Raw genomic sequence first — 26033 nt, 5'->3', positions numbered from 1 at the left:
AACCATGCCGAAACGTATTCTGCAGGGTACTGTCGTCAGTGACAAGAATGACAAAACGGTAGTTGTCCGCGTTGAGCGTCGATTCGCTCACCCGCTGCTTCAGAAGACCGTTCGTCGTTCCAAGAAGTACAAGGCACACGACGAGAGCAACCAGTACAAGGTTGGTGATGTTGTTTCCATCGAGGAATGCGCACCGATCTCCAAGGACAAGCGCTGGACGGTGGTTTCCGCCCAGGCTTAATCATCGGAATTTTCGCCAGGCCCTTGCGTCTGGCGCAGAATTCTGTATGAAGCACTGACTTGGCGCAAAGGACGCCCGTTCCGCGGGCGTCTTTTGCTTTGAATTTAGCGCAGGGCAGGTCCGTTTGGGATACCACCTTGGCAACTTTTCCCCGCGCGAAAAAAAACCAAGAGATTCGTTCATAAGCCGGCATAGGGGGCTTTGCGCCCAACCGTGCCGGTTACAACAAGAAGGCGACCTGACATGATTCAGATGCAAACAAACCTCGACGTGGCGGATAATTCCGGCGCACGTCGTGTCATGTGCATCAAGGTGCTGGGCGGCTCCAAGCGCAAGTACGCTTCCATCGGCGACATCATTGTCGTTTCGGTCAAGGAAGCGATCCCGCGCGGCCGCGTCAAGAAGGGTGACGTGATGAAGGCGGTAGTCGTTCGCACCGCCAAGGACATCCGTCGTCCGGACGGCAGCGTTATCCGCTTCGATACCAACGCAGCAGTTCTTATCGACAACAAGAAAGAGCCAATCGGCACCCGTATCTTCGGACCGGTTCCGCGCGAACTCCGCGCCAAGAGCCATATGAAGATCATCTCGTTGGCTCCGGAAGTACTGTAAGGAGCGATGGCTATGCAGAAGATCAAAAAAGGCGACAAGGTTGTCGTTCTGACCGGTAAGGACAAGGGTCGTACCGGTGAAGTAATCCAGGTAATGCCGAAGGACGACCGTGCGGTTGTTCGTGGCGTCAACGTCGTCAAGCGCCACCAGCGCCAGACGCAGACCCAGGAAGCCGGCATTGTTTCCAAGGAAGCGTCGATTCATCTGTCGAATCTCGCGATCGCCGATCCCAAGGACGGCAAGCCGACCCGCGTTGGCTTCAAGGTCGAAGGCGACAAGAAGGTCCGCTTCGCCAAGCGTTCGGGAGAATTGATCGATGGCTGATAACAAGTATGAGCCGCGGCTGAAGGCCGAGTACGTCAGCCGCATCCGTAAGGCGCTGATGGAGCAGTTCTCCTACGACAACGAAATGCAGATCCCGAAGCTTGAAAAGATCGTGATCAACATGGGCGTTGGCGAAGCGACTGCCGATTCGAAGAAGCCCACGATTGCTGCCGCCGACCTGGCCGCCATTGCTGGCCAGAAGCCGGTCATCACCCGTGCACGCAACTCGATCGCCGGCTTCAAGGTTCGTGAGAACATGCCGATCGGCGCCAAGGTGACGCTGCGCGGCACCCGCATGTACGAGTTCCTGGATCGTCTCGTGAACATCGCTCTTCCGCGCGTTCGCGACTTCCGCGGTCTGAACCCGAAAAGCTTTGACGGCCGTGGCAACTTCGCCATGGGCATCAAGGAGCACATTGTGTTCCCTGAGATCAACTACGACAAGGTTGATCAGATGTGGGGCATGGACATCATCGTTTGCACGACGGCCAAGACCGACGACGAAGCACGCGCTCTTCTGAAAGAGTTCAGCTTCCCGTTCCGTCAGTAACCGTAACGACGAGCGTAGAGAAGGAACACCGATATGGCGAAAGTCAGCGCAGTTGAAAAGAACAAGCGCCGCCGCAAGACGGTCGCCCAGCAGGCAGCCAAGCGCGCCGGCCTGAAGGCGATCATCATGAACCAGGATCTTCCGATCGAAGACCGGTTCAAGGCCACCCTCAAGCTGGCAGAACTGCCGCGCGACGGGTCCAAGACACGTATCCGCAACCGTTGCGAAGTCACCGGTCGCCCGCGGGCATTCTATCGTAAGCTCAAGATGTCGCGTATCGCGCTTCGCGAGCTGGGCAACCTCGGCAAGGTGCCGGGCGTCGTCAAGTCGAGCTGGTAAGGAGACGGGCACATGGCTATGACTGATCCTTTGGGCGATATGCTCACCCGTATCCGCAACGGCGCCGCCCGCAAGAAGTCGTCGGTTTCGACCCCGGCTTCCAAGCTGCGCGCCCGCGTGCTCGATGTCCTGCAGGCCGAAGGCTACATCCGTGGCTATTCGGAAGTGCAGTTCGAAAACGGCAAGGCCGAGCTTTCGATCGAGCTGAAGTACTACGAAGGCGCTTCCGTTATCCGTGAGATCGGACGCGTATCCAAGCCGGGCCGCCGAGTTTACGTCTCGGTTAAGTCCATTCCGCAGGTCGCGAACGGTCTCGGCATCACCATCCTTTCGACTCCGAAGGGTGTGATGGCTGATCACCAGGCTCGCGAACAGAATGTTGGTGGTGAGGTTCTGTGCTCCGTCTTCTAAGGCGGTGCATAGATCTCCATAGCGAAACAGACAGGATTTAAAATGTCTCGTATCGGTAAAAAACCCGTTCCGGTTCCTGCGGGCGTGACCGCCTCGGTCGACGGCCAGAAGGTTACCGCGAAGGGCCCTAAGGGCGAACTCTTCTTCGTTGCTAATGACGAAGTCGCCCTCAAGCTGGAAGACAACAGCGTTGTTGTCACTCCGGTCAACCAGAGCAAGGATGCTCGTTCGAAGTGGGGCATGTCCCGCACGATGATCGAGAACATCTTCCGCGGCGTCAAGGACGGCTTCGAGCGCAAGCTCGAAATCAACGGCGTCGGCTACCGTGCATCCATGCAGGGCTCGAACCTGCAGCTGGCGCTCGGCTTCAGCCACGACGTCGTCTACGAACCGCCGAAGGGCATCACGCTTGCCTGCCCGAAGCCGACGGAAATCGTCGTCACCGGCATCGACAAGCAGATCGTCGGTCAGGTTGCAGCGGAAATCCGCAGCTACCGTGGCCCCGAGCCCTACAAGGGCAAGGGCGTCAAGTATGCCGAAGAGCGGATTGTCCGCAAAGAAGGCAAGAAGAAGTAAGGAACACGCGAAATGGCTAGCAGGAAAGAATCCCTCCAGCGTCGCGCCAGCCGCGTGCGTCGCCAGCTCAAGAAGGTGGCCAACGGCCGTCCGCGCCTGTCGGTTCATCGCTCGTCGAAGAACATCTACGCTCAGGTCATCGATGATGTTGCAGGCCGTACGCTTGCAGCAGCTTCCACTCTGGAAGCCGATCTGCGCAAGGATCTGAAGACCGGCGCCGACACTTCGGCAGCTGCCATCGTCGGCAAGCTCGTTGCAGAGCGCGCCGTCAAGGCAGGCGTCAACGAAGTCGTCTTCGACCGTGGCGCCTTCATCTATCACGGCCGCATCAAGGCACTTGCCGATGCAGCCCGTGAAGGTGGTCTGAGCTTCTGATCAAGGTTTCTGCCCGGCCTTCCAATCAAGGCCGGGCAGTTTCGGGCTTTTGCCCACATCATGAAACCGGGCCGTACCGACCCCCTTATGCGTAAGGGGAGGTGGGGTCTAATTGCATATCTGCCGATTGCACCCGGAAAAGAAAAAGGAACAGGACAATGGCACAGGAAAAGCGTGGCTCGCGCGAAGATCGCCAGAGCCGTGAAGAACGCGATAGCGAATTCGTCGACAAGCTGGTCGCGATCAACCGCGTCGCAAAGGTTGTTAAGGGTGGCCGTCGCTTCGGCTTCGCCGCTCTCGTCGTCGTCGGCGACCAGAAGGGCCGCGTAGGCTTCGGTCACGGCAAGGCACGTGAAGTGCCGGAAGCGATCCGCAAGGCAACCGAATCCGCCAAGCGCGACATGATCTTCGTACCGCTGCGCGACGGCCGTACGCTGCACCATGACGTTCACGGCCGTCACGGCGCCGGCAAGGTTCTGCTGCGAGCCGCCAAGGCTGGTACCGGCATCATCGCCGGCGGCCCGATGCGCGCCGTCTTCGAAACGCTCGGCATGCACGACGTCGTTGCAAAGTCGACCGGTTCGTCGAACCCGTACAACATGGTTCGCGCCACGTTCGACGCCCTGAAGCACCAGGTTCATCCGAAGGATGTTGCTGCTCAGCGCGGTCTCAAGTACGCAACCCTGCAGGCTCGCCGCGTCGCAGCCGGCATTGCCTCTGAAGAATAAGGGGAGACTTGACCATGGCCAAGAAGCCCGCAGAGAAGAAGATGCTGACCGTCGAACAGATCGGCAGCCCCATCCGCCGCCCGGAAGTCCAGCGCAAGACGCTGATCGGCCTGGGCCTCAACAAGATGCACCGCCGCCGCCAGCTGGAAGATACCCCGTCTGTTCGTGGCATGATCCGCGCTGTGCAGCATCTCGTTCGCATCGTCGACGAGAAGTAAGCCGGAGGATTGATCGATGAAACTGAATGAAATCAAAGACAACGAAGGCGCAACCAAGTCGCGCAAGCGTATCGGCCGCGGCATCGGCTCGGGCACCGGCAAGACCGGTGGTCGCGGTGTAAAGGGTCAGAAGGCACGTTCGGGTGTAGCCGTTAACGGCTTCGAGGGCGGCCAGATGCCGATCTACCGCCGTCTGCCGAAGCGCGGCTTCAACAACATCTTCGCGTCCGAGTTCGCTGAAGTGTCGCTGGGCCGCCTCCAGGCAGCCGTCGACGCCGGCAAGCTCGATGCCAAGAAGACCGTTGATGCCGAAGCCCTCAAGGCAGCTGGCGTGATCCGTCGTATGAAGGATGGCGTTCGCGTCCTTTCCGACGGCGAACTGAAGGCCAAGCTTTCGATCGAAGTCGCCGGCGCCTCCAAGGCCGCCGTCGAGAAGATCGAAAAGGCCGGTGGCTCGATCAAGCTTCTCTCTGCAGAAGCTGCCGAATAAACATTTTGCGAAGTTGTCGCCCGGGGTGCTTCACACCGGGCGATTTTGCTCTCATATAAGAGCCTCACAATTCCGGTCGCTTTAATGTTGCATTATTGGACCGGGCACAAACGGAAAACGAGGGTGAGGCGTTTGGTTGCGTTGCAATCCGTCCTTGGCTTTGCTTTCTGGAATGTCATGAAGACTGAGTCTCGACCCCTCTGAGGACAGAGGCGTGAGGCGAAGTCGCGCGGAGATATGCATGGCTTCTGCAGCTGAACAACTGGCTTCGAACCTGAACTTTTCGACCTTCGCCAAGGCCGAGGATCTGAAAAAGCGCCTCTGGTTCACCCTGGCGGCACTCCTTGTCTATCGGCTCGGCACCCACATCCCGCTTCCGGGCATCAATCCCGGCGCCTATGCGGCGGCCTTCCAGGGTCAGTCGAACGGCATTCTCGGCCTCTTCAACATGTTTTCGGGCGGCGCCGTCCAGCGCATGGCGATCTTCGCGCTCGGCATCATGCCCTACATCTCCGCATCGATCATCGTTCAGCTGCTGACTTCGGTCATTCCGTCTCTGGAAAACCTGAAGAAGGAAGGCGAGCAGGGCCGCAAGATCATCAACCAGTACACCCGTTATGGCACGGTCATTCTCGGCACGCTGCAGGCCTACGGCATTGCGGTCGGCCTCGAGAACGGCAACGGGCTGGTCAACGATCCGGGCATGTTCTTCCGCATTTCCACCGTCATCACGCTCGTTGGCGGCACCATGTTCCTGATGTGGCTCGGTGAGCAGATCACCTCGCGCGGCATTGGCAACGGCATTTCGCTGATCATCTTCTCCGGCATCGCCGCCGGTCTCCCGACCGCCGTCGTCAACCTGCTCGAGCTCGGCCGCACCGGCTCGCTGTCGACCGGCATCATCCTGTCGGTTCTCGTCGTCGGCATTCTGGTCATTGCCCTTATCGTCTTCATGGAGCGCGCCCAGCGCCGGCTGCTGATCCAGTATCCGAAGCGACAGGTGGGCAACCGCATGTTCCAGGGCGATACCTCGCACCTGCCGCTGAAGCTCAACACCTCGGGCGTCATTCCGGCGATCTTCGCATCCTCGCTGCTGCTTCTGCCGGCGACGCTTGCAGGCTTCTCCGGTTCGTCCAACATGCCCGACTGGGCGACGCGCATCATCGCGCTGCTCGGCCACGGCCAGCCGCTCTACATGGTGATGTACGGCGCTCTGATCGCGTTCTTTGCCTTCTTCTACACGGCGATCGTCTTCAATCCGTCCGATACCGCCGACAATCTGAAGAAGCACGGTGGCTTCATTCCTGGCATCCGTCCCGGCGAGCGCACCGCTGAATACATCGATTTCGTTTTGACACGCATTACCGTGATCGGCGCGATCTATTTGGTGTTTGTTTGCATTCTTCCGGAAATTCTCGTGTCTCAGACGGGTGTACCGCTCTCTCTCGGCGGAACGTCGCTTCTGATTATTGTCAGCGTGACCCTCGATACGGTAGCACAGATCCAGGGGCATCTGATTGCCCAGCAGTATGAAGGCATGATCAAGAAGTCGAAGTTGCGTGGAGGAAAGAGGGGACGATGAGACTTATTCTTTTGGGGCCGCCGGGTGCAGGGAAGGGGACCCAGGCCCACCGTATCGTGGAAAAGTATGGCATTCCCCAGCTTTCCACCGGTGACATGCTGCGTGCGGCGGTTGCCGCAGGTACGGAAGTCGGCAAGAAGGCGAAAGCCGTCATGGACGCCGGCAACCTCGTCTCCGACGATATCGTGATCGCCATCGTCTCCGAGCGAATCGATCAGGACGATTGTTCCAAGGGCTTCATTCTCGACGGCTTTCCGCGGACGCTCGTCCAGGCGGATGCGACCGAGAAGATGCTGGCCGCCAAGGGTCTCGACATTTCGGCCGTCATCGAGATCCGCGTCGACGACGCCGTGCTTGCTGACCGAATCGCCGGTCGCTACACCTGTGCGACCTGTGGCACCGGCTATCACGACGAGAACCTGAAGCCGGCCGTCGAAGGCGTATGCGACAAATGCGGTGGCACGACGTTCAAGCGCCGTCCCGACGACAACCGCGAGACGGTCCGCACGCGCCTGCAGGCCTACTACAAGGAAACCTCGCCGCTGATCGGCTATTACTATGCCAAGGGCAAGCTGAAGGGCGTCGACGGCATGAAGGATATCGACGCGGTCAGCGCCGACATCGAAGCCATTCTGTCCACTCTCTGATTTCACGGGGAAATCGGCAGGAAAATAAACTTGGCGGGGCCGGTTGCTTTTGGCCGCTGATTCCGCTAAACACCGCGCCAACTCGCAATAAGTTAACGCGATCGGTGCGGATTTCGAGAAGGAAGTCCGGCTTCGGTCGTTTTCACTTGTGACGAACCTGGATTTTTAAAGAACAACGGTGGCAGGGTACGCGTAGCTTTTGCGTTTTTCCGGCCGGAACATGAAACTAAGGAGAAGAGACGTGGCACGTATCGCTGGCGTCAACATCCCGACTGCAAAGCGCACCGTTATTGCGCTTCAGTACATTCACGGGATCGGTCCGAAATTCGCGCAGGAAATCTGCGACAAGGTCGGCATTCCGGCCGAGCGCCGGGTTCACGAACTGACGGACGCTGAAGTCCTGCAGATTCGCGAAGCCATCGACCAGGACTATCAGGTCGAAGGTGACCTGCGTCGTGAGACCTCGATGAACATCAAGCGTCTCATGGACCTCGGCTGCTACCGTGGTCTGCGTCATCGCCGTGGCCTTCCGGTCCGCGGTCAGCGCACGCACACCAATGCCCGCACCCGCAAGGGTCCGGCAAAGGCGATCGCCGGTAAGAAGAAGTAATTTCCGGGAAACCGGGAAGGGGAGGCTGGTGGTTTCCACCGGCCTCTTTTTGAGTTTGACAGGGTAGGCTTCCGGTCTGCCCTGTCGGTGTAGCCGCTGGGATTACGGCGGCGATGAGATCAACGAAAGGAATAGCATGGCCAAGGAAGCCACTCGCGTTCGCCGTCGCGAACGTAAAAACATTACGTCCGGTGTTGCCCACGTCAACTCCACCTTCAACAACACGATGATCACCATCACCGACGCACAGGGCAACGCCATTGCCTGGTCGTCTGCCGGTGCCAAGGGCTTCAAGGGTTCGCGCAAGTCGACCCCGTTCGCCGCACAGATCGCCGCTGAAGACTGCGCCAAGAAGGCTCAGGAACACGGCATGAAGTCGCTGGAAGTCGAAGTCTGCGGTCCGGGTTCGGGTCGTGAGTCCGCACTGCGTGCGCTCCAGGCTGCTGGTTTCATGATCACCTCGATCCGCGACGTGACGCCGATCCCGCACAATGGTTGCCGTCCGCGCAAGAAGCGCCGCGTCTGACATTGGTCATTCATCAAGCCGGAGAGCGCGCATTTCGCGCTCCTCCCGGCGCTTCTGAAAATCGGCCATCACGATTGGATGGTGGTGTCCAATGGAAGGTAGAAATATGATCCAGAAGAACTGGCAGGAACTCATCAAGCCGAACAAGGTGGAATTCACCACCTCCGGCCGCACCAAGGCGACGCTGGTTGCCGAGCCGCTGGAACGCGGTTTCGGCCTGACGCTTGGCAACGCGCTGCGTCGCGTTCTCTTGTCGTCGCTGCGCGGCGCTGCGGTCACCGCCGTCCAGATCGACGGCGTGCTGCACGAGTTCTCGTCCATCCCGGGCGTCCGGGAAGATGTGACGGACATCGTGCTCAACATCAAGGAAATCGCCATCAAGATGGACGGCGATGACCCGAAGCGCATGGTCGTGCGCAAGCAGGGCCCCGGTTCGGTAACCGCTGGTGACATCCAGACGGTTGGCGATATCGAGATCCTCAACCCCGACCATGTGATCTGCACCCTCGACGAGGGCGCTGAAATCCGCATGGAATTCACCGTCAACAACGGCAAGGGCTATGTTCCTGCCGAGCGCAACCGCGCCGAAGATGCACCGATCGGCCTGATCCCGGTCGACAGCCTGTATTCGCCGGTCAAGAAAGTGTCCTACAAGGTGGAAAACACCCGTGAAGGCCAGGTTCTCGACTACGACAAGCTGTCCATGACGATCGAAACCGACGGTTCTGTTTCCGGTGAGGACGCTGTTGCATTCGCCGCGCGCATCCTTCAGGACCAGCTCGGCGTCTTCGTCAACTTCGACGAGCCGCAGAAAGAAGCAGAAGAAGAATCGGTCACCGAACTCGCGTTCAATCCGGCGCTTCTCAAGAAGGTCGACGAACTGGAGCTCTCCGTCCGTTCGGCCAACTGCCTCAAGAACGACAACATCGTCTACATTGGCGATCTCATCCAGAAGACCGAAGCCGAAATGCTGCGTACGCCGAATTTTGGTCGCAAGTCGCTGAACGAGATCAAGGAAGTCCTCGCCTCCATGGGCCTGCACCTCGGCATGGAAGTGCCCGCATGGCCGCCGGAGAACATCGAAGACCTCGCCAAGCGTTACGAAGACCAGTATTAACCGAGTATCATACTGCGGGCGGGATGCCTGCAAGTGAAGGAGAAAAGCAATGCGCCACCAGAAAGCCGGCCGCAAGCTGAACAGAACCGCCAGCCACCGCAAGGCTATGTTCGCTAACATGGCGGCCTCGCTCATCACCCATGAGCAGATCGTCACCACCCTGCCGAAGGCAAAGGAAATCCGTCCGATCGTCGAGAAGCTCGTAACTCTCGGCAAGCGCGGCGACCTGCACGCTCGTCGTCAGGCCATCTCGCAGATCAAGGACCAGGACGCCGTCCGCAAGCTGTTCGATGCCATCGCTTCCCGTTACGCTTCGCGCAACGGCGGCTACCTGCGCATCATGAAGGCTGGTTTCCGTCAGGGCGACAACGCCCCGCTCGCCGTCATCGAATTCGTTGACCGCGACGTGGACGCCAAGGGCGCAGCCGACAAGGCCCGCGTCGAAGCCGAAGCTCAGGCAGAAGCTGCTTAATAGCACTTAGGTTCCAGGCAACGGGAACTGAAAAAGGCCGGGTGCCGCTGGGGCGCCCGGCCTTTTTGCGTGGGCCCCCTAACGGTCAGGTTCGCTCGAAGACGGCCTGGCATGCCTTCGGTGGCGATCACGAATTGCCAGACACGGAATTGGTTTGATGTAGTCGCTGCAGCAGGAATGCCTTCTCCTGTTCATTCCGGCTCAGGTCCGCCGCCCGTGCAAATTCTGCCGCCGCTTCCCTCAGGCGGCCGGCGCGGAAAAGAAAGTCTCCCTTCGCCGCATGAAGCGGCATGAAGCCGGCAAGCGCGGGCTCCGCCTCCAGGGCCGCTAGCAGTTCGAGCCCGACATCCGGGCCAGCGGCCATGCTGTAGGCGACGGCGCGGTTGAGGTCGACAACGGGCGAGGGCATCACATCGCGCAGCCTGTCGTAAAGCGTGGCGATCTGCCGCCAGTCGGTGGCCTCGGCATTGGGCGCGCGCGCATGGCAGGCGGCGAGCGCTGCCTGCAACGTGTAGGGCAGGTTCGCACCGCCAAGCCGGATGGCATTGTCGAGCGCTGCCAGCCCCCGCTGGATCAGCAGCCGGTCCCATCGCGCGCGGTTCTGTTCGGTGATCGGGATGGGCATGCCGTCTGGCGTCGTACGGGTGTCGAGCCGAGAGGCCTGTATCTCCATCAAGGCCAGCAGCCCATGCACCTCGGGCTCCTCCGGCATCAGGGCGGCAAGGATACGGCCGAGCCTGCGCGCCTCGGTGCAAAGCTGCGGTCGGATCAGGTCCTCGCCGGTGCTCGCCGCATATCCCTCATTGAAGATCAGGTAGAGGACCTCGAGAACCGAGGCGAGGCGGGGCATGCGCTCGCTTCCGCGTGGCACCTCATAGGCAATCTCTCCGGAGCCGAGCGTCTTTTTCGCGCGAACGATCCGCTGGGCGATCGTGGTCTCGCTTGAAAGGAAGGCCCGGGCGATCTCACCGATCGTCAATCCGCCGATCAGCTTCAGCGTCAGCGCCACCCGTGCATCCGTCGAAAGCGCAGGGTGGCAGGCGGTAAAGATCAGGCTCAGCCGTTCGTCGCCGATATCGTCGTCCATGGCGGCTTCGATCTCCTCGATCGAATTGTCGTGCGCGCCATCCGTCTCGCTTGCCATCTCTCTGGCGATTTCCGCATGCTTGCGCTCCAGCATCTGTCGCCGGCGAAGCGCATCGATCGCCCGGCGTTTCGCCGCAGCCATCAGCCATGCACCGGGATTGTCGGGAATCTTCGTCCGCGGCCATTCGGACAGCGCGGTCACCAGCGCGTCCTGCGCCAGTTCTTCCGCAAGGCCGACATCGCGGACCATGCGGGCAAGCCCGGCAATCAGCCGGGCCCGCTCTATGCGGAAGACGGTCTCGACCGCCTTGTGGGATTCGCAAGCCTCCATGGGCGCGGATTATGGTGGGCTTCCGCATTCCGTCAACGGCTGGTTTGGTTGGTCCGATCCCGCCTCAGCCGACAGGGCCGTCTCCTGCCGCAACGGCCGGATCCATCCACATGATTTCCCAGATATTGCCGTCCGGGTCTTCCGCGCTGCGGCTCAGCATGAAGCCGTGGTCCTGCGGCGGGGTCGGGTCCGCCCTGCCTCCGGCCGCTGTCACCTTCGCAAGCGTCTCGCCAACGCCATTCCGGCTGTCGACGCTGAGCGCAAGCAGCGCGTAACTCTTCTCGCGCGCATCGCCAATCGTCCGGGTGGTGAAATCGCCGTAGCGATCGTGGGTCATCAGCATCACGCCGATTGCGTCCGACAGCATCATGCAGCGCGACCGGTCATCGGAAAACCGCGGGTTCTTGTTGCCGCCAAGGGCCGTGTAGAAGGCTTCCGCGGCGTTCAGGTCGCGAACCGGCAGGTTCACGAAGATCATTTTCGTCATTGTATCTGTCCTTCGGGCAAGGGTGCCAGGGTGGTTCGCGGAACTGTCAGGAGAGCTTCTGACGCGTCCTCTCGTGGATTTCGGCGGCTTCGTCCGTGATGATCTCGGCGAAATCCGCCATCTCGTAGAATGGCCTGATTTCGAGTTCGCTCGGACCCGGCATCGGGTTCGGGCAGCGCTTCGCCCATTCCACGGCTTCGGCCATGTCCTTGACCTCCCAGATCCAGAAGCCGGCGACCAGTTCCCGCGTTTCCGCGAAAGGTCCGTCGATGACCCGCCGGCTTGCGCCGTCAAAGGCGATCCGCTTGCCATGAGAGGAAGGCTTCAGCCCGTCGCCCGACAGCATGATGCCGGCATTGACCAGTTCCTCGTTGAATTTCCCCATTGCCTCCAGAAGGTCGCTGGAGGGCAGGATGCCCTGTTCGCTGTCTTCCGTTGCCTTCACCATGACCATCACACGCATCGTTCATTCTCCTCTTTTTGAGTGTCGCATTAGTCGCGCATATCCAGACGTCGAACGAGAGCAGCCGGATTCGACACGACCTTCGAAAAAAAATCAAAAAATATCAGGCAGCAGAATTCTGCGATCAAAAAAAGGGCCATGGCCCGAAGTTCTTGATGTACGTCAATTGCGGATCGGCGTTGTCGCTTATCCTGTGTCCATTGAGATTTTGACGCAAGGATTTCCAAAATGACCGATCAGGCAGCATTTCAGCATCACGAAAATGTCTTCGATACCGATCGCGACCACCTAGTCCTGCCCTTTCTCGGCGGATTTTACGATCGCGTCGCCCAGCCCATGGCATGGAGCATCTTCCGCCTCGCTGTCGGCGGCATGCTGATGATCGAGGGATGGCCCAAGATCATGGCACCCATGGCGCAGGTCGGCTTCGTCGAAAACCTGCATTTCTATCCGGGATGGTTCTGGTCGCCGCTTCTGGCCGCCATGCAGTTCTTCGGCGGTTTCCTGATCGCCATCGGCCTCTTCACCCGGCCGATCGCGCTCGCCAATGCGGTCATGCTCGCCATCACGCTCTGGTTTCACTGGTCGCATCCCTATGGCGATGCGTTCCTGACCCAGGCCGGCATCGACGCATTGAAGGCCGGCAGCGACTTCTTTACCGCCAATGGCGTTGCCCGCCTTGCCGATGGCGGCACGACATTCGTCCACCAGGTCCAGGAAAAGGCCGAACTCGCCTCGCTGTTCTGGACCGGCGGCGCCTTCCTGTTCGCAGCCTTCGGCGGCGGCTACCTCTCACTCGACCGGCTGTTCTTCAAGAAGCGGTTCTGAGCATAAGAAGATAACAAAAAGCCGGGGCATGCCCCGGCTTTTTTGTGTGTCAGTGATCGGCTTATCGCAGACCGTGCTTGCGCGTGATGCGGTCGGCTTCCTGCTTCACTTCCTGGTAGGTGCGGTAGTAATCGACGCAGCCTTTGCGGAAGCGGGTGAAGAAGCTGCCGTCGGCGGGATTTCTATCGTGTCTCATGATCTTGTCCTCTCGAATGTGCTTCGTTGAAGACAAGGTAATCCTTGATTGTGCGCCGCACAATGGCCGGGCCGCGCTCATTCGCCATGCCAGCCATGCAGCCAAGGCAAGGCTTTGGCGCTATCTCAGATCCCGCCGCGCGCGTGCTCCATGCTGCCGGAGCGCGCCGAAAGCTCGTGCGCCTTCTGCCGTTCGCGATCGGCCAGCCGCGCCGCCTTGCGGCGCTCGTTCTTCCACGTCCGAATCCTGGGACCTACGAGGCGGTAGGCGAGCAGCAGGGCGATGATGGCGATGTAGGTCGCCGGTTCCAGCGTGATCGACTTGCGCGACATGGCGAAGTGGAGGACGCCGGCGGCGGCGATCACATAGACGAGCTTGTGCAGCGTTGCCCATTTCGATCCCAGCCTGCGGATAGAGAACTGGTTCGAGGTCAGCGCCAGCGGGATCAGCATGACGAAGGCCGACATGCCGATGATGATGAACCAGCGTCGCGTGATGTCCTGCAGCACGACCCCGAGATTGAGGTTCTTGTCGAGGATCACGTAGACGAGGAAATGCATGACCACATACCAGAAGGCCATCAGGCCGAAGGCGCGCCGGTAATGCATCAGGTTGAGATCGGCCAGATCGATCAGTGGCGTGACGAGCAGCGTGGCGATCAGGAAGCGCAGCGCCCAGATGCCGAGCAGGTGTTCGTAGGTCTTGATCGGATCGGCACCCAGCGCGCCGGTCGCGGCCTGATAGAAATACCAGGCCGCCGGCACGAAGCTGACCGCATAGAGAAGCCATATGACGGCCGAGCGCAGCGTCCGGTTGCGGGGGGCGAGAACGATCATGGTCAGAAGTTCGCTTTCAGGTCCATGCCGGCGTAGAGGCTTGCGACCTCGTCGCCATAGCCATTGAACATCAGCGTCTTCTTGGTGACCGGCGACAGGAACGAGCCTTCGCCGATGACCCGCTCGGTCGCCTGGCTCCAGCGCGGATGGTCGACCTCCGGGTTGACGTTGGCATAGAAGCCGTACTCGTTAGACGCGGCGTTGTTCCAGCTCGTTTCCGGCTGCTTGTCGGTCAGCGTGATCCTGGTGATCGACTTGATGCCCTTCAGCCCGTATTTCCACGGCACGACAAGACGGATCGGTGCACCGTTCTGGTTCGGCAGGGTTTCGCCGTAGACGCCGACGGCGAGGATCGTCAGCGGATGCATGGCTTCGTCGAGGCGCAGGCCTTCGAGATAAGGCCAGGGCAGGGGCTGCGCCCAGCCCGACTGGCCCGGCATTTCCTCGGGCCGCACGACACCCTCGAAGGCGACATATTTGGCGCTGCCCAGCGGTTCGGCCATCTTCAGGAGTTCCGAAAGCTGGAAACCGTCCCACGGAATGACCATCGACCAAGCCTCGACGCAGCGCATGCGGTAGATGCGCTCCTCGATCGGCATCTTCGCCATGATGTCTTCATAGCTGATCGTCAGCGGTTTCTGCACCATGCCGTCGATCTTGATCGACCAGGGCAGGGGCTTGAAGTCGCCGGAGTTCTGGGCCGGGTCGCCCTTGCCGGTCCCGAATTCGTAGAAGTTGTTGTAGGTCAACACGTCCTTCTTCGGCGTCAGCGCGTCGTCGACGGTATAGTCTGTCTTCTTGGCGTCGAGCGGCTTGGCGAAGGCGGAGGAGGCACCGGTGATGGCGATACCAGCGGCCGCGGCGCCTTTGATGATCTCGCGGCGGGTGAGGTAGAATTTCCGCGCGGTAATCTCGGAAGAGGGGATACGGGGCGGATGATAGGTCATGGCGTTCTTCCGTTTCGGTCGTTGGGGTCCTGTCATTCTATACGAAATGGAACCCGGAACAGTTTCGAAAAGAGAAGACCAAATGTCGTCTTCACATGAAAGGGGGGTGTCGGGCACGTTTTCGTGTAGTGCGTTTGATCGCGGCGCCCGCCTTCAGGAATCTGTGAAACGGGTCGGCACGCCGCGGTTCAGCGAGTTCGCCACGGTGCAGATCTCGCGCGCCCGGCGGATGACGGGCAGGGCGTCCTCGCCGCTTTCCGTTTCCGCCGTCGCATCGATGTCGATCGCGGTTGCCAGCAGCGGCTCGCCGCCAAGTGCGACGGACACGCTCACGCGAACGGATTTCAAAGGAATGCCGAGCTCATGCGAGGCGTAGCGCAGGTCGTTGCAGAAGCAGCCGCCCGCCGCGAGCCCGAGAAGCTGCGCGCCGTTGAAGCCGAGGCCCATTCCACCGGCCCGGCCTTCGGGCCTGTCGACGACGACCGTATGTGCTCCCGCCCAGCCGAGCGCCGCTTCGGTCTCGTCTATGGAGCGCAGTTCCACCGTCACGGATGCCATCGCAGCGCCTCTCGAAAGTCTGGATCGAGAGGGATTCCATCACGCCGAAGCGGAAAAATCCAGTGGCTTGCCATCATCGCCGGAATTGACAAACGGCAAGCGCTGCCGGGTGGAACCAGGCGTACCGAAACGGCCTGTCCTGATAGTGACACCCGGTCGCTTTTGCGTTAGGAAGTCCCAAAGATCAGGCCGTTTGGCGCATTTCCATCGAGATTTTCGTCGCCTGGAACCGCCTGATAAAAAAATCACGTCAGATGTGAGGAAACTGCAGATGCCCGCTTATCGTTCACGCACAACCACTCACGGCCGCAACATGGCCGGCGCCCGCGGCCTGTGGCGCGCGACAGGCATGAAGGACGGCGACTTCGGCAAGCCCATCATTGCGGTCGTCAATTCGTTCACCCAGTTCGTGCCGGGCCATGTGCATCTGAAGGATCTCGGCCAGCTCGTCGCCCGCGAAATCGAGGCGGCCGGCGGTGTCGCCAAGGAGTTCAACACGATCGCCGTCGACGACGGCATCGCCATGGGCCATGACGGCATGCTGTATTCGCTGCCGTCGCGCGAGGTCATCGCCGACTCGGTCGAGTACATGGTCAACGCCCACTGCGCCGATGCCATGGTCTGCATCTCCAACTGCGACAAGATCACCCCCGGCATGCTGAACGCCGCCATGCGCCTCAACATCCCGGCCGTCTTCGTCTCCGGCGGCCCGATGGAGGCCGGCAAGGTCGTCATGAACGGCAAGACGCAATCGCTCGACCTGATCGACGCCATGGTCGCTGCCGCGGACGACAAGGTGAGCGACGAAGAGGTTCAGGCCATCGAGCGTTCGGCCTGTCCGACCTGCGGCTCCTGCTCAGGCATGTTCACCGCCAACTCGATGAACTGCCTGACGGAAGCGCTCGGCCTGTCGCTGCCCGGCAACGGCTCGACGCTCGCCACCCATGGCGACCGCAAGCGTCTGTTCGTCGAGGCCGGCCATCTGATCGTCGATCTCGCCCGCCGTTACTACGAGCAGGACGACGAAACCGTGCTGCCGCGCACCATCGCCTCGAAGGCAGCCTTCGAGAACGCCATGTCGCTCGACATCGCCATGGGCGGCTCGACCAACACCGTGCTGCACATCCTGGCGGCTGCCTATGAAGGCGATGTCGACTTCACCATGGAAGACATCGACCGCCTGTCGCGCAAGGTGCCGTGCCTGTCCAAGGTCGCACCGGCCAAGAGCGACGTGCACATGGAAGACGTTCACCGCGCCGGCGGCATCATGCGCATTCTCGGAGAGCTCGACCGCGGCAACCTGATCAACCGCGATTGCCCGACGGTGCATGCCGCGACCCTCGGTGACGCGATCGATCGCTGGGACATCACCCGTACCAATTCCGAAACGGTCCGCAACTTCTTCCGCGCCGCGCCGGGCGGTATTCCGACCCAGGTCGCCTTCAGCCAGGAAGCGCGTTGGGACGATCTCGACACCGACGACGAAAAGGGCGTCATCCGCTCGGTCAAGCATCCCTTCTCGAAGGACGGCGGCCTTGCCGTTCTTCAGGGCAACATCGCGCTCGACGGCTGCATCGTGAAGACGGCCGGCGTCGATGAATCGATTCTGAAGTTCACCGGCCCGGCCAAGGTCTATGAAAGCCAGGACGCCGCCGTGAAGGCGATTCTCAACAATGAAGTGGTTGCCGGCGACGTCGTCGTCATCCGCTACGAAGGCCCGAAGGGCGGCCCCGGCATGCAGGAAATGCTCTATCCGACGAGCTACCTGAAGTCGAAGGGTCTCGGCAAGGCCTGCGCGCTGATCACCGACGGTCGCTTCTCCGGCGGCACCTCCGGCCTCTCCATCGGTCACGCTTCGCCGGAAGCGGCCCAGGGCGGCGCCATCGGTCTCGTGAAGGATGGCGACATCATCGAGATCGACATCCCGAACCGGACGATCAATCTCAAGGTTTCGGCTTCGGAACTTGAGGCGCGTCGCGCCGAACAGGACAAGGCCGGCTGGAAACCCGCCCATCCCCGCAAGCGCAATGTCACCACGGCCCTCAAGGCCTACGCCGCCTTCGCCTCGTCCGCCGACCGCGGTGCAGTGCGCATCCTGCCGGAATAAGACCGCCGCCGAACGAAGCGTTCGCGCCGACACAAGAGGTGCAGCGTCAGCCATGACGCACACCTCTTTGTTGGTACGAACGGAGATCGGAGATCGGGAGTTTCGGGCTTCGACCGCTGGGGCATATCGTCAGGGTGTGAAACTGTAAGTGGCTGCGAACAGGGTCGACTGGCTTATTGATGCAGCAATCTTTTCAGGCTGTGCCACCCGAGGGGGAGGCGCAAAACGGTTCCACGGTTTGCAGACCGGTCAAATCTGGCTCGAGAACCGCTTTCTCAGCGACTGTTTCAATCGCCTGAACGGGTTTTCCTTTTTAGCTTTTCTGCGTGAATAGACCAGAGGCCATGGCGTCTTCTGGGTGGCCTCGAGATATAACCCGTCCCAGATGGTGCCGCCGTTCAGCCAAGGCTTTCTATGGCCTGCGTAATGCAGGATGGTCGGCACAACGTAGTGTCCGCCGACCGGCGGCCTGTTGACCAAGTGATTGTATTCGCTGTCCAACGGCGCCGTTTTACCGGCAAGGACGATGTTGAGGGCGCATTGGTCCCACATTTTCAGCCGGGGACCGTGTGCCGCCAGAACATCGAATGTTTCGGCTTCAACCCTGCTCTTGCGCCAGAGAGCCAGGTCTATCAGCATGACGCCGCTGTTGAAGTATTCGTTGGCGTCCACCCCCATGTCGCTCAAGTGATCCAGGGGCGTTCTGTGTGCCGCTGCGATTTTTCCATCAAGGTCGGTATTGTACAATCGATCCAGGGGTTTAAGGACCAGGGTATCGCAGTCGATGTATAGGATCTTCTCCACGGTGTCTGGAAGCAAAGATCCCATGGCGCAACGATAAAGCGCGGCGTCGGATACGTGTCCCTCCCGCATCCTCTGACGCAGATGCACAAAATGCGTCGCATCGATTTCCAGAAAATGAACCTTGCCGATAAGCCTGCCGCAAAAGTCTATCAATCTATCCAATTCTGCTTTTTCAATCGGGCTGTGTATAATGAATACAGTGATTTCAGCCGCCGTTTTGCTCAGCGAAATAGATCTGATACATGCAGAAATCGGCCCCAGCATGTTTTTGTCGACAGTCAGCAGTATGTTCATGCGTCTCTCGGTGCGTCGCTTTATTTAAGTTTCGTCTTGATAAGCCGGCATCAGTATTGTGGGCCGTAAAACTGTCATCTGGCTTTGATGGAAGACGGAATACACGCATTGTCTAAATATAGCGATATCATGTTGTATTTTAATTTTACAAGGACAGCATGACCTTTCGTTTCGTCGCGGATTGAGTGCCTCGGGGCCTATTGCCAAACGGCCGGCCGCTCGAGCTTGTTGTAGAGGTCGTCGAACTGCTTCAGTCGCGCCTCATAGGCGGCCTTTATGCAGTCCTTGTCGGCATTGCAGGCCTGGCGGGTGGCGAGCCATGCCGTCTGCTCGTCCCGGAGCGCGCCTCTGCCGCCCATGGCCATCAGGCCTTCGAAGAAATGGAATTCCGTCACCATCTTGACGTCGAGATCGTTCAGGTCCCGGTTGTCGCAGATCACCTGCTCGTCGGCGGCGAGCCCCTTGGCATCGCAGTCGAAGCTTGCGGCATGGGCGAGGGGTGCCGGCGCTGCAAACAGCAGCATGGGCAACAGGGCGTGGCGTGCGAAGCGGGGCAAGGCGATGGAAATCTTCATAATGGCGATCCTTCCGTTGGCAATCATCTGTCGAATCTAACATGGAATTAAGTTGACCCTCGGGAAGAGGGTTGCGACATCCCTATGTCGTTCGAGCCGTCTTCACGCGACATGCGTCCGCTGTCGCGTCGTCTCGCCGGTCTACCGTTCCGATTGCCGGAACCCTAGATAAAGTGTAGCCAGAACTGGGATTCGGAAAACAAGATGATCAAGAAAGCCTCATTCGCCCTTATCGCCTGTCTCGTGCTGTCATCGCCGCTTGCCTATGCGCAGGATGCCAAGACCGTTCCCGCCACCCGCGAGGAAATGCAGCTCTCCTTCGCGCCGCTCGTCAAGCAGTCGAAGGACTCTGTGGTCAATGTTTATGCCGAACGGCTTGTCCAACGGCGCTCGGCGCTGTTCGACGATCCGTTCTTCCAGCAGTTCTTCGGCCAGCGATCGCCGAACCGCACCGAAAAGCAGTCGTCGCTCGGCTCCGGCGTCATTGTCGCGGCCGACGGCTTCGTCGTCACCAACAATCACGTCGTTGACGGCGCCGACGACATCAAGATCGCGCTTGCCGACGGTCGCGAATATCCGTGCAAGGTGGTACTGAAGGATGCCGGCGTGGATCTCGCCGTCCTGAAGATCCAGTCGAAGGACACGTTCACGCCGATGCCGATCGGCAATTCCGACAATGCCGAGGTCGGCGATCTGGTCCTGGCAATCGGCAATCCGTTCGGCGTCGGGCAGACGGTGACCAGCGGCATCGTCTCGGCGCTTGCCCGCAACAAGCTGCAATCCTCCGACTTCTCCTTCTTCATCCAGACCGACGCCTCGATCAATCCGGGCAATTCCGGCGGCGCGCTGATGAACATGAACGGCGAACTGATCGGCATCAATTCGGCGATCTTCACGCGCGGCGGCGGCTCCAACGGCATCGGCTTCGCCATCCCGTCCAATCTCGTCCGCGTCTTCGTCAAGGCGGCCGAAAGCGGCGCCAAGACCTTCGAGCGCCCCTATATCGGCGCCTCTTTCGAGCCGGTGACCTCCGACGTCGCCGAAGCGCTGGGCCTGCCGGTGCCGCGCGGTGCTCTGGTGACCAAGGTCATCAAGGACGGTCCCTCCGACAAGGCGGGTCTCAAGACCGGCGAAGTCGTGGTCGCGGTCAATGGCGAAGAGGTCGAGCATCCCGATGCGCTCGGCTACCGGCTGACGACGGCGGGGCTCGGCCAGACGGTTGACCTGACGGTGATCGACAACGGCAAGAAGCGCGACATGAACCTGAAGCTCAGCGTCGCACCGGAAACGGTGCCGCGTGACACCCGCACGCTCGACGGCAACAATCCGCTGGCCGGTGCGATCGTCGAGAACCTGTCGCCGCGGGTTGCGACCGAATTGCATCTTCCCGCCGACCAGACCGGCGTCGTCATTTCCGACTTCACCGACAACGCCATGGCTGTGCGCGCCGGCTTCAAGCCGGGTGACATCATCGTCGCGATGAACGGCCAGAAGGTCGACAGCACCAAGACGCTGGCCGCCATGCTGGCCGACGACCCGGGCTTCTGGTCCTTTGATATCAACCGCGGCGGTCAGGAGATGAGGCAATCCTTCCGATGAGCGACCTCTTCGCCCCGCAGATCCCCGAGGATGTGGCGAACCGGCGGCCTTTGGCCGACCGGTTGCGGCCGCAGACGCTGGGCGATGTCACCGGCCAGTCGCATCTGACCGGTGACGACGGGGTGTTGAGACGCATGATCGCGTCCGGATCGCTCGGCTCGATGATCTTCTGGGGGCCGCCCGGGACCGGCAAGACCACGGTCGCCCGCCTGCTCTCCGGCGAGGCGGGGCTGGCCTTTGAGCAGATCTCGGCGATCTTCTCCGGCGTCGCGGACCTCAAGAAGGTTTTCGAGGCGGCGCGCACACGGCGCATGAACGGCCGCCAGACGCTGCTCTTCGTCGACGAGATCCACCGCTTCAACCGAGCCCAGCAGGACAGTTTTCTGCCGGTCATGGAAGACGGCACGGTGATCCTCGTCGGCGCGACGACGGAGAACCCGTCCTTTGAACTCAACGCCGCTCTTCTGTCGCGCGCCCGGGTGCTGACCTTCAAGCCGCACGACGAGGAAAGCCTCGGCGAGCTCCTGAGCCGGGCGGAGGCGACGGAGGGCAGGGCGCTGCCGCTCGACGAGGACGCCCGCGCCAGTCTGGTGCGCATGGCCGACGGCGACGGCCGGGCGGTGCTGACGTTGGCCGAGGAAGTCTGGCGGGCGGCGCGCGAGGGCGAGGTGTTCGACACCGAAGGCCTGACGCGCATCGTCCAGCGCCGCGCCCCGGTCTACGACAAGGGCCAGGACGGCCACTACAACCTCATCTCGGCGCTGCACAAGTCGGTGCGCGGTTCCGACCCCGATGCGGCGCTCTATTATCTCGCCCGCATGTTCGACGCCGGCGAGGATCCGCTCTATCTCGGACGACGGCTGGTGCGCATGGCGGTCGAGGATATCGGCCTTGCCGACCCGCAGGCCCTCGTGATCGCCAATGCCGCCAAGGACGCCTACGATTATCTCGGGTCGCCGGAGGGGGAGCTCGCCTTTGCCCAGGCCTGCGTCTATCTGGCGACGGCGCCGAAGTCGAACGGCGTCTACACGGCCTTCAAGGCGGCGATGCGGGCGGCCAAGGAGAACGGCTCGCTGCTGCCGCCCAAGCACATATTGAACGCCCCGACCAAGCTGATGAAGGGCGAGGGCTACGGCGACGGCTACCGCTACGACCATGACGAGCCGGACGCTTTTTCGGGCCAGGACTATTTCCCGGAGAAGATGGGACGCCAGACCTTCTATGATCCGCCGGAGCGCGGTTTCGAGCGCGAGATCCGCAAGAGGCTGGACTGGTGGTCGAAGCTCAGGCGCGAGCGCTCCGGCAAGTAGACCGGCAATCGCCGGTTATGTTGATGTTTACGACGCCTTGCTCATGCGCGGCGGCGCGGCCGGCGGCGCCACCAGCTTGACGGCGGAATTGGCAAAGCCCTTGTGGCCCTCCATGTCGACGACGACATGCCAGTGGCCGTCTTCCGGCACGGCGAGCCTGAGCGGCGACTTGCGGGCAATGCCGCCCTTGAACTTGAACGGCCGCGTCTGCTTGAACAGCTCGAAATTCTCCGGCGTCATCAGCCGGACATTGGCGACCGCCGACAGCGTCACCTCGATCAATTGCCCGGCCTTCATGCGGCCGAGATCGTAATGCGTAAAGCGGAAGGCAACCATGCCCTCGGTCTCCCTGAAATGCCTTGCGGAGCTGAGCTTAGCCCGCGCCGGTTAAGGAAGCGTTGGTTGGATGACCGACCGTCGCCGCCATTGTCTGTGCCGGGAATTATCCCACGAAATTTGTCGGCGGGGAAAATACGCGGTAATTTGCTGATTTGATTGCCGTGACCACAATTTCGCCGCCGGTCTTGGCCGATGATGGCGGCGATTGCCGGCGCTTCGCGGCCCGGCGGACGACCCGGCGGGCTTGCGGCAGGCGGCCCGCCGGAGTAGGTGAAGGTAACGGACGGAGCCCGGAAGGCAGGTGGCAGATTGATCGATCCCTATCAGATGCTTGGCATTGACCGTGATGCGCAGGAGCCGGCCGTCAAGGCGGCCTACCGCAGCAAGGCCAAGACCGCGCACCCGGACCAGGGCGGCGATCCCGGCGAGTTCGAGCGCCTGCAGGCGGCCTACGACCTGCTGAAGGACCCGGTGCGCCGCAAGGTCTATGACGACACCGGCTACGACCCGCAGCTGGCCGACCCGAAGGACCTGAAGGGCGTCATGATGCTGGAGACGCTGATCAACGACGTCATCCTCGACGAGCGCGATCCCGGCTCCTTCGATCCGCTGGCCGCCATGCGCCGCAAACTGTCCGACGACATTCTCAAGAACCGCTTCCACATTCTCGAGCTGGAGCGCCACCGCACCCGCATCCGCCAGCATGTCGACCGCCTCGGCCGCAGGCCGGAAACCGACGTGCTCGGCTCCATGCTGCGCGCCCGCTCGCAGGCGATCGCCGAGGCGATCAAGAATACCGAGAACCAGATCGAGGCGATCGAGAAGGCCTATTCGCTGCTCGAGGGCTATTCCTACGAGCTCGAAGCGCTGGAAGCCCAGCCCGCCAAGGCGGCGGAGTAGGACGTTTTTCCCCTTCTCCCCTCGGGGAGAAGTGCCGAACGCAGTGAGGCGATGAGGGGTTCCCCCTTGCGCCGCCTGAGAACCCCTCATCCGGCCCTTCGGGCCACCTTCTCCCCAAGGGGAGAAGGGGTTGCCGCGCTGGCGTCGCCCGATCTCCCCCCTTGTGGGGGAGATGTCGGCGAAGCCGACAGAGGGGGGAGTTCGCCGAAGCTTCCGCCATCCTTCGTATTCTCCGCCTTGCCCCCCTTTGTCCCTTTCGGGACATCTCCCCCACACGGGGGGAGATTGGTGGTTGGCTGCAACGCTGCCTGAGAACCCCTCATCCGGCCCTTCGGGCCACCCTCTCCCCAGGGGGAGAAGGGGTTGCCGCGTCGGCGTTCTGCCCGATCTCCCCCCTTGTGGGGGAGATGTCGGCGAAACCGACAGAGGGGGGGGGCGATGCTTCCGCCATCCTTCCATATTCTCAGCCTTACCCCCCTCTGTCCCTGTCGGGACATCTCCCCCACAAGGGGGAGATTGATGCGTTCCCCCACACGGGGGGAGATTGGCCGGTGCCTCACGGGCCGTTGACGAGGGTGAGGATTAGCTGGTGGACGGTGCCGCCGGGGGAGAGTTCGGCGCGGTCGAAATCCTGCTCGCGGGCGACGCGCTCGTCGGAGAGCACTTTCAGCCGGGCCTGCAATGTGGCGCGGACCTTCGCGCATTTCGGGTCGTTTTCCGCAGACAGCCCGATGCTGGCCGCCTCGATCTTCTCCACCAGCTCGCGGATATGCTGGCCATGCACGCGCTCATGCGTGGCCACGCCGTCGATGAAGGTCTTCCAGCTGGCCGCGACCTCGGGCGACAGCCGGCCCTTGGCCTTCGGCAGCGTATAGGTGATGACAAGCTTCGGCACGGCGGAGGCGAGAACGCAGGCGCTGCCGCGGTTCTGGTAGTCGCGACGCCAGGTGAGCTTGAAGCCGGTATGGGCGATCGCCCGCCCGCCGCCGGCCTTCGGGCCGTGAAGGCCGATCGATTCGTAGAGCGCCGCGCCGGTGGCACCGGAAACGGCATAGGTCTCGACCCGCTCGCTGACGCTGCCGCCGGCGGCAGCCGCGGCGGGCAGGAGCGCCGACAGCAGGGCGAGCGCGGCCGGCAGGGCGGGACGCCGGATGGGTTTCGGGCGGCTGGCGCTGCCCGAACCTGAACCGGTGTCGGGTGTTGCGGCGGGGCGGTGGATCACGGGCGGGCTCCGTCGGTGTCGGTCGGCGCGACACTAGAGCGCTCCGCCGGCCAAGTCCATCGGGCGCCGGCCCCGTACCCGCAGGCCTCGTCCTCGCCGGCACAGCGCGGATAGCCCGCCGCCGTCAGCGCCCCCTCGCACCGCCGCGCCCGCCGACAGCGCCGCGTCGGACAGGCGAGGGGATCGCCCCAGATCTCGGCCAGCCGCCGGAGTTCGGTCAGGATGGTTTCGGATGCCGTGATGCGCATGGGGGTTCCTTTCGGGGTTTGGGGTTGGGGCTCATCTCCCCCTTGGCGGGGGAGAATGGAATTTCAACGTCTTAGCGCAGCGAAGTGTTAGAAATTCCAAGAGAGGGGGTGGGGTCAGGTCGACGTCCCCGACCCTCCGCTTGATCTCCGGGCGTTCATCCTTCGATATCATTCGCAGCATCGTTTCATCGACAAAGCCGACCGCATCTCACCCCCTCACCTGAAAAATCTAGCACTTAGCCTGTCGGCTAAGACGCTGATTTTTCGTCCTCTCCCGCAGGAGGAGAGGTGGGGTCGGCGCCGTCGCGTCCTCATTCTGCCCTCATCCTCGGGCTTGTCCCGGGGATCCAGCCACCGCGCGTCTGCGCGGTGAGAAGACCGTCTGGAAGGCTCTCTGGTGACGCGCAAAAGTGAGTCTCCCGCGCGATGGACATCGCGCTGCTGGATCCCCGGCACAAGGCCGAGGATGAGGGTGGTGGGTGCGGCCTCGGAGCCTGCCGTTACCGGTGTCATTGCCGTGGTCCTCTTCTTTGCCACCGTCGCCGCACTCTTCTTTTCCGTCATGCCGGACCTGATCCGGCATCCAGCCACCGCGCGTCGGCGCGGTGAGGGAAGGGGCGGCGGACGCCAACCTTGGAAGGGAGTCTTTCGCGCGATGGACATCGCGCTGCTGGATCCCGGATCAGGTCCGGGATGACGGGTGTTGTGGCCTGTGGCCGTCACGGTCATCGTTCGCATCCTCATCCTCATCACCTTTCTTCACTCCGGACACACCTTCCCCTTCACGCGCCGTTTCCGGCCGTGGCATGAAGGGTATGAAGGACGAAGCGCCCGGGGTGCCTCATCTTTTGTTTGGTATCATGGCCCTTCCGGGCGCCTCGTTCGGCGGTTTATGCCCGCGGATCCCTCTGCGGCACTGCCTTGCGGCAGGGCCTTGCGTGCCTCGAAGGCACATCGTTTGAGGGCGCGCCGGCGGGGCGTCTTCACGCCCGACCGGTCTGCCCACCCGCCAGCACGCAACGGCTTGCGTCCTGTATGGCCCCCGCATCGCGGGAACCGCACGGGCCGAGGTGGACCGTTCGCGA

The 26033-nt window shown here is 61.6% G+C and carries 33 protein-coding genes; 22 read left to right on the top strand and 11 right to left on the bottom strand.

Annotated features, from left to right (window positions below; genetic code table 11):
- Window positions 1-4: 4 nt before the first annotated feature.
- The 17 genes from rpsQ to rplQ all read left to right on the top strand — a co-directional run bounded on the left by rpsQ (window position 5) and on the right by rplQ (window position 9818).
- Entirely contained in the window at window positions 5-241 is a 237-nt protein-coding gene (gene rpsQ / locus NN662_RS11235) for a 30S ribosomal protein S17 (protein WP_261930343.1), read from the top strand.
- Window positions 242-484: 243 nt separating this feature from the next.
- Window positions 485-853, top strand: coding sequence for a 50S ribosomal protein L14 (rplN, locus tag NN662_RS11230; protein WP_261930342.1), 369 nt, complete (start codon window positions 485-487; stop codon window positions 851-853).
- A gap of 12 nt (window positions 854-865) precedes the next feature.
- The gene (gene rplX, locus NN662_RS11225; RefSeq protein WP_261930341.1) at window positions 866-1177 is read left to right on the top strand and encodes a 50S ribosomal protein L24; all 312 of its coding nucleotides are present in this window, start codon (window positions 866-868) and stop codon (window positions 1175-1177) included.
- Complete coding sequence (gene rplE / locus NN662_RS11220) at window positions 1170-1727, top strand: 50S ribosomal protein L5 (protein WP_261930340.1); 558 nt, start codon at window positions 1170-1172, stop codon at window positions 1725-1727. The genes rplX and rplE overlap by 8 nt, the downstream gene beginning before the upstream one ends.
- Before the next feature lie 33 nt (window positions 1728-1760).
- A complete protein-coding gene (rpsN, locus tag NN662_RS11215) occupies window positions 1761-2066 on the top strand; it encodes a 30S ribosomal protein S14 (RefSeq protein ID WP_261930339.1) in 306 nt (101 codons plus the stop codon).
- A 12-nt stretch (window positions 2067-2078) separates the two neighbouring features.
- Window positions 2079-2477, top strand: a complete 399-nt coding sequence (rpsH, locus tag NN662_RS11210) for a 30S ribosomal protein S8 (RefSeq protein WP_261930338.1) — start codon at window positions 2079-2081, stop codon at window positions 2475-2477.
- A gap of 42 nt (window positions 2478-2519) precedes the next feature.
- A complete protein-coding gene (gene rplF / locus NN662_RS11205) occupies window positions 2520-3053 on the top strand; it encodes a 50S ribosomal protein L6 (protein WP_261930337.1) in 534 nt (177 codons plus the stop codon).
- Window positions 3054-3065: 12 nt separating this feature from the next.
- On the top strand, window positions 3066-3428 hold the full coding sequence (gene rplR / locus NN662_RS11200; RefSeq protein ID WP_261930336.1) for a 50S ribosomal protein L18: 363 nt from the start codon (window positions 3066-3068) through the stop codon (window positions 3426-3428).
- A gap of 158 nt (window positions 3429-3586) precedes the next feature.
- Window positions 3587-4156 (top strand): 30S ribosomal protein S5, encoded by a 570-nt coding sequence (gene rpsE / locus NN662_RS11195; RefSeq protein ID WP_261930335.1) that lies wholly within the window; start codon window positions 3587-3589, stop codon window positions 4154-4156.
- A 14-nt stretch (window positions 4157-4170) separates the two neighbouring features.
- Window positions 4171-4374, top strand: a complete 204-nt coding sequence (gene rpmD / locus NN662_RS11190) for a 50S ribosomal protein L30 (RefSeq protein ID WP_261930334.1) — start codon at window positions 4171-4173, stop codon at window positions 4372-4374.
- A gap of 16 nt (window positions 4375-4390) precedes the next feature.
- Entirely contained in the window at window positions 4391-4864 is a 474-nt protein-coding gene (rplO, locus tag NN662_RS11185) for a 50S ribosomal protein L15 (protein ID WP_261930333.1), read from the top strand.
- Window positions 4865-5105: 241 nt separating this feature from the next.
- Window positions 5106-6446: a preprotein translocase subunit SecY gene (gene secY, locus NN662_RS11180; RefSeq protein ID WP_261930332.1), complete on the top strand. Its 1341-nt coding sequence runs from the start codon at window positions 5106-5108 to the stop codon at window positions 6444-6446.
- Window positions 6443-7093, top strand: coding sequence for an adenylate kinase (locus NN662_RS11175; RefSeq protein WP_261930331.1), 651 nt, complete (start codon window positions 6443-6445; stop codon window positions 7091-7093). The genes secY and NN662_RS11175 overlap by 4 nt, the downstream gene beginning before the upstream one ends.
- Before the next feature lie 241 nt (window positions 7094-7334).
- On the top strand, window positions 7335-7703 hold the full coding sequence (rpsM, locus tag NN662_RS11170) for a 30S ribosomal protein S13 (protein ID WP_261930330.1): 369 nt from the start codon (window positions 7335-7337) through the stop codon (window positions 7701-7703).
- Window positions 7704-7839: 136 nt separating this feature from the next.
- Window positions 7840-8229 (top strand): 30S ribosomal protein S11, encoded by a 390-nt coding sequence (gene rpsK / locus NN662_RS11165; RefSeq protein ID WP_007766864.1) that lies wholly within the window; start codon window positions 7840-7842, stop codon window positions 8227-8229.
- A 106-nt stretch (window positions 8230-8335) separates the two neighbouring features.
- Window positions 8336-9346: a DNA-directed RNA polymerase subunit alpha gene (locus NN662_RS11160; protein ID WP_261931946.1), complete on the top strand. Its 1011-nt coding sequence runs from the start codon at window positions 8336-8338 to the stop codon at window positions 9344-9346.
- A gap of 49 nt (window positions 9347-9395) precedes the next feature.
- Window positions 9396-9818: a 50S ribosomal protein L17 gene (gene rplQ / locus NN662_RS11155; protein ID WP_261930329.1), complete on the top strand. Its 423-nt coding sequence runs from the start codon at window positions 9396-9398 to the stop codon at window positions 9816-9818.
- Window positions 9819-9945: 127 nt separating this feature from the next.
- On the opposite strand, the gene NN662_RS11150 is transcribed toward rplQ, so the two are convergent.
- The 3 genes from NN662_RS11150 to NN662_RS11140 all read right to left on the bottom strand — a co-directional run bounded on the left by NN662_RS11150 (window position 9946) and on the right by NN662_RS11140 (window position 12185).
- A complete protein-coding gene (locus NN662_RS11150; RefSeq protein ID WP_261930328.1) occupies window positions 9946-11235 on the bottom strand; it encodes an RNA polymerase sigma factor in 1290 nt (429 codons plus the stop codon).
- Between the two features lie 64 nt (window positions 11236-11299).
- The gene (locus tag NN662_RS11145; RefSeq protein ID WP_261930327.1) at window positions 11300-11722 is read right to left on the bottom strand and encodes a VOC family protein; all 423 of its coding nucleotides are present in this window, start codon (window positions 11720-11722) and stop codon (window positions 11300-11302) included.
- A gap of 46 nt (window positions 11723-11768) precedes the next feature.
- Entirely contained in the window at window positions 11769-12185 is a 417-nt protein-coding gene (locus NN662_RS11140) for a YciI family protein (RefSeq protein ID WP_261930326.1), read from the bottom strand.
- Window positions 12186-12413: 228 nt separating this feature from the next.
- Between NN662_RS11140 and NN662_RS11135 the strand changes: the two genes are divergently transcribed.
- Window positions 12414-13013 carry a DoxX family protein gene (locus tag NN662_RS11135; protein ID WP_261930325.1) on the top strand — a complete coding sequence of 200 codons (600 nt, stop codon included), beginning with the start codon at window positions 12414-12416 and terminating at the stop codon, window positions 13011-13013.
- A 61-nt stretch (window positions 13014-13074) separates the two neighbouring features.
- Here the strand turns inward: NN662_RS11135 and NN662_RS11130 are convergent, their stop codons facing one another.
- From NN662_RS11130 to NN662_RS11115, 4 genes are all read right to left on the bottom strand, one after another.
- Entirely contained in the window at window positions 13075-13209 is a 135-nt protein-coding gene (locus NN662_RS11130) for a hypothetical protein (protein WP_261930324.1), read from the bottom strand.
- A 125-nt stretch (window positions 13210-13334) separates the two neighbouring features.
- On the bottom strand, window positions 13335-14045 hold the full coding sequence (gene msrQ / locus NN662_RS11125) for a protein-methionine-sulfoxide reductase heme-binding subunit MsrQ (RefSeq protein WP_261930323.1): 711 nt from the start codon (window positions 14043-14045) through the stop codon (window positions 13335-13337).
- A 2-nt stretch (window positions 14046-14047) separates the two neighbouring features.
- The gene (gene msrP, locus NN662_RS11120; protein WP_261930322.1) at window positions 14048-14992 is read right to left on the bottom strand and encodes a protein-methionine-sulfoxide reductase catalytic subunit MsrP; all 945 of its coding nucleotides are present in this window, start codon (window positions 14990-14992) and stop codon (window positions 14048-14050) included.
- A gap of 153 nt (window positions 14993-15145) precedes the next feature.
- Complete coding sequence (locus NN662_RS11115; RefSeq protein WP_261930321.1) at window positions 15146-15550, bottom strand: OsmC family protein; 405 nt, start codon at window positions 15548-15550, stop codon at window positions 15146-15148.
- Between the two features lie 271 nt (window positions 15551-15821).
- Here NN662_RS11115 and ilvD point away from each other — a divergent pair, with 271 nt between their 5' ends.
- A complete protein-coding gene (gene ilvD / locus NN662_RS11110; RefSeq protein WP_261930320.1) occupies window positions 15822-17657 on the top strand; it encodes a dihydroxy-acid dehydratase in 1836 nt (611 codons plus the stop codon).
- A 249-nt stretch (window positions 17658-17906) separates the two neighbouring features.
- Here the strand turns inward: ilvD and NN662_RS11105 are convergent, their stop codons facing one another.
- Entirely contained in the window at window positions 17907-18755 is an 849-nt protein-coding gene (locus NN662_RS11105) for a glycosyltransferase family 8 protein (protein ID WP_261930319.1), read from the bottom strand.
- A 197-nt stretch (window positions 18756-18952) separates the two neighbouring features.
- Complete coding sequence (locus tag NN662_RS11100) at window positions 18953-19279, bottom strand: lysozyme inhibitor LprI family protein (protein ID WP_261931945.1); 327 nt, start codon at window positions 19277-19279, stop codon at window positions 18953-18955.
- A gap of 255 nt (window positions 19280-19534) precedes the next feature.
- Between NN662_RS11100 and NN662_RS11095 the strand changes: the two genes are divergently transcribed.
- Window positions 19535-20929 (top strand): DegQ family serine endoprotease, encoded by a 1395-nt coding sequence (locus tag NN662_RS11095; RefSeq protein ID WP_261930318.1) that lies wholly within the window; start codon window positions 19535-19537, stop codon window positions 20927-20929.
- Window positions 20926-22239 carry a replication-associated recombination protein A gene (locus NN662_RS11090; protein ID WP_261930317.1) on the top strand — a complete coding sequence of 438 codons (1314 nt, stop codon included), beginning with the start codon at window positions 20926-20928 and terminating at the stop codon, window positions 22237-22239. Before NN662_RS11095 ends, NN662_RS11090 begins: the two co-directional genes overlap by 4 nt.
- Before the next feature lie 27 nt (window positions 22240-22266).
- Here the strand turns inward: NN662_RS11090 and NN662_RS11085 are convergent, their stop codons facing one another.
- Window positions 22267-22575 (bottom strand): DUF1883 domain-containing protein, encoded by a 309-nt coding sequence (locus NN662_RS11085; RefSeq protein WP_261930316.1) that lies wholly within the window; start codon window positions 22573-22575, stop codon window positions 22267-22269.
- A 330-nt stretch (window positions 22576-22905) separates the two neighbouring features.
- On the opposite strand from NN662_RS11085, the gene NN662_RS11080 reads away from it, so the two are divergent.
- Window positions 22906-23478, top strand: coding sequence for a DnaJ domain-containing protein (locus tag NN662_RS11080; RefSeq protein ID WP_261931944.1), 573 nt, complete (start codon window positions 22906-22908; stop codon window positions 23476-23478).
- A gap of 556 nt (window positions 23479-24034) precedes the next feature.
- On the opposite strand, the gene NN662_RS11075 is transcribed toward NN662_RS11080, so the two are convergent.
- Window positions 24035-24598 carry a DUF922 domain-containing protein gene (locus NN662_RS11075; RefSeq protein ID WP_261931943.1) on the bottom strand — a complete coding sequence of 188 codons (564 nt, stop codon included), beginning with the start codon at window positions 24596-24598 and terminating at the stop codon, window positions 24035-24037.
- Between the last annotated feature and the right edge of the window lie 1435 nt (window positions 24599-26033).

Origin of the sequence: Rhizobium sp. NRK18 (assembly GCF_024385575.1) — a bacterium.
Lineage (GTDB): Bacteria > Pseudomonadota > Alphaproteobacteria > Rhizobiales > Rhizobiaceae > JANFMV01.
This window is presented reverse-complemented; position numbering and strand designations above follow the sequence as displayed.

Bases quoted from the DNA above. Each gene is read 5' to 3' on its own strand.
- rpsK (WP_007766864.1), top strand. From the start codon at position 7,840: ATGGCCAAGGAAGCCACTCGCGTTCGCCGTCGCGAACGTAAAAACATT.
- NN662_RS11100 (WP_261931945.1), bottom strand. From the start codon at position 19,279: ATGCTGCTGTTTGCAGCGCCGGCACCCCTCGCCCATGCCGCAAGCTTC.
- rplR (WP_261930336.1), top strand. From the start codon at position 3,066: ATGGCTAGCAGGAAAGAATCCCTCCAGCGTCGCGCCAGCCGCGTGCGT.
- NN662_RS11145 (WP_261930327.1), bottom strand. From the start codon at position 11,722: ATGACGAAAATGATCTTCGTGAACCTGCCGGTTCGCGACCTGAACGCC.
- NN662_RS11160 (WP_261931946.1), top strand. From the start codon at position 8,336: ATGATCCAGAAGAACTGGCAGGAACTCATCAAGCCGAACAAGGTGGAA.
- msrP (WP_261930322.1), bottom strand. From the start codon at position 14,992: ATGACCTATCATCCGCCCCGTATCCCCTCTTCCGAGATTACCGCGCGG.
- rpsN (WP_261930339.1), top strand. From the start codon at position 1,761: ATGGCGAAAGTCAGCGCAGTTGAAAAGAACAAGCGCCGCCGCAAGACG.
- NN662_RS11095 (WP_261930318.1), top strand. From the start codon at position 19,535: ATGATCAAGAAAGCCTCATTCGCCCTTATCGCCTGTCTCGTGCTGTCA.
- NN662_RS11115 (WP_261930321.1), bottom strand. From the start codon at position 15,550: ATGGCATCCGTGACGGTGGAACTGCGCTCCATAGACGAGACCGAAGCG.
- NN662_RS11130 (WP_261930324.1), bottom strand. From the start codon at position 13,209: ATGAGACACGATAGAAATCCCGCCGACGGCAGCTTCTTCACCCGCTTC.
- rpsH (WP_261930338.1), top strand. From the start codon at position 2,079: ATGGCTATGACTGATCCTTTGGGCGATATGCTCACCCGTATCCGCAAC.
- rpsE (WP_261930335.1), top strand. From the start codon at position 3,587: ATGGCACAGGAAAAGCGTGGCTCGCGCGAAGATCGCCAGAGCCGTGAA.
- rpsQ (WP_261930343.1), top strand. From the start codon at position 5: ATGCCGAAACGTATTCTGCAGGGTACTGTCGTCAGTGACAAGAATGAC.
- rplF (WP_261930337.1), top strand. From the start codon at position 2,520: ATGTCTCGTATCGGTAAAAAACCCGTTCCGGTTCCTGCGGGCGTGACC.
- rplO (WP_261930333.1), top strand. From the start codon at position 4,391: ATGAAACTGAATGAAATCAAAGACAACGAAGGCGCAACCAAGTCGCGC.
- NN662_RS11140 (WP_261930326.1), bottom strand. From the start codon at position 12,185: ATGCGTGTGATGGTCATGGTGAAGGCAACGGAAGACAGCGAACAGGGC.
- rplE (WP_261930340.1), top strand. From the start codon at position 1,170: ATGGCTGATAACAAGTATGAGCCGCGGCTGAAGGCCGAGTACGTCAGC.
- NN662_RS11175 (WP_261930331.1), top strand. From the start codon at position 6,443: ATGAGACTTATTCTTTTGGGGCCGCCGGGTGCAGGGAAGGGGACCCAG.
- NN662_RS11085 (WP_261930316.1), bottom strand. From the start codon at position 22,575: ATGGTTGCCTTCCGCTTTACGCATTACGATCTCGGCCGCATGAAGGCC.
- ilvD (WP_261930320.1), top strand. From the start codon at position 15,822: ATGCCCGCTTATCGTTCACGCACAACCACTCACGGCCGCAACATGGCC.
- rplX (WP_261930341.1), top strand. From the start codon at position 866: ATGCAGAAGATCAAAAAAGGCGACAAGGTTGTCGTTCTGACCGGTAAG.
- NN662_RS11105 (WP_261930319.1), bottom strand. From the start codon at position 18,755: ATGAACATACTGCTGACTGTCGACAAAAACATGCTGGGGCCGATTTCT.
- rplQ (WP_261930329.1), top strand. From the start codon at position 9,396: ATGCGCCACCAGAAAGCCGGCCGCAAGCTGAACAGAACCGCCAGCCAC.
- rpmD (WP_261930334.1), top strand. From the start codon at position 4,171: ATGGCCAAGAAGCCCGCAGAGAAGAAGATGCTGACCGTCGAACAGATC.
- NN662_RS11090 (WP_261930317.1), top strand. From the start codon at position 20,926: ATGAGCGACCTCTTCGCCCCGCAGATCCCCGAGGATGTGGCGAACCGG.
- NN662_RS11135 (WP_261930325.1), top strand. From the start codon at position 12,414: ATGACCGATCAGGCAGCATTTCAGCATCACGAAAATGTCTTCGATACC.
- msrQ (WP_261930323.1), bottom strand. From the start codon at position 14,045: ATGATCGTTCTCGCCCCCCGCAACCGGACGCTGCGCTCGGCCGTCATA.
- rplN (WP_261930342.1), top strand. From the start codon at position 485: ATGATTCAGATGCAAACAAACCTCGACGTGGCGGATAATTCCGGCGCA.
- NN662_RS11080 (WP_261931944.1), top strand. From the start codon at position 22,906: ATGCTTGGCATTGACCGTGATGCGCAGGAGCCGGCCGTCAAGGCGGCC.
- secY (WP_261930332.1), top strand. From the start codon at position 5,106: ATGGCTTCTGCAGCTGAACAACTGGCTTCGAACCTGAACTTTTCGACC.
- NN662_RS11150 (WP_261930328.1), bottom strand. From the start codon at position 11,235: ATGGAGGCTTGCGAATCCCACAAGGCGGTCGAGACCGTCTTCCGCATA.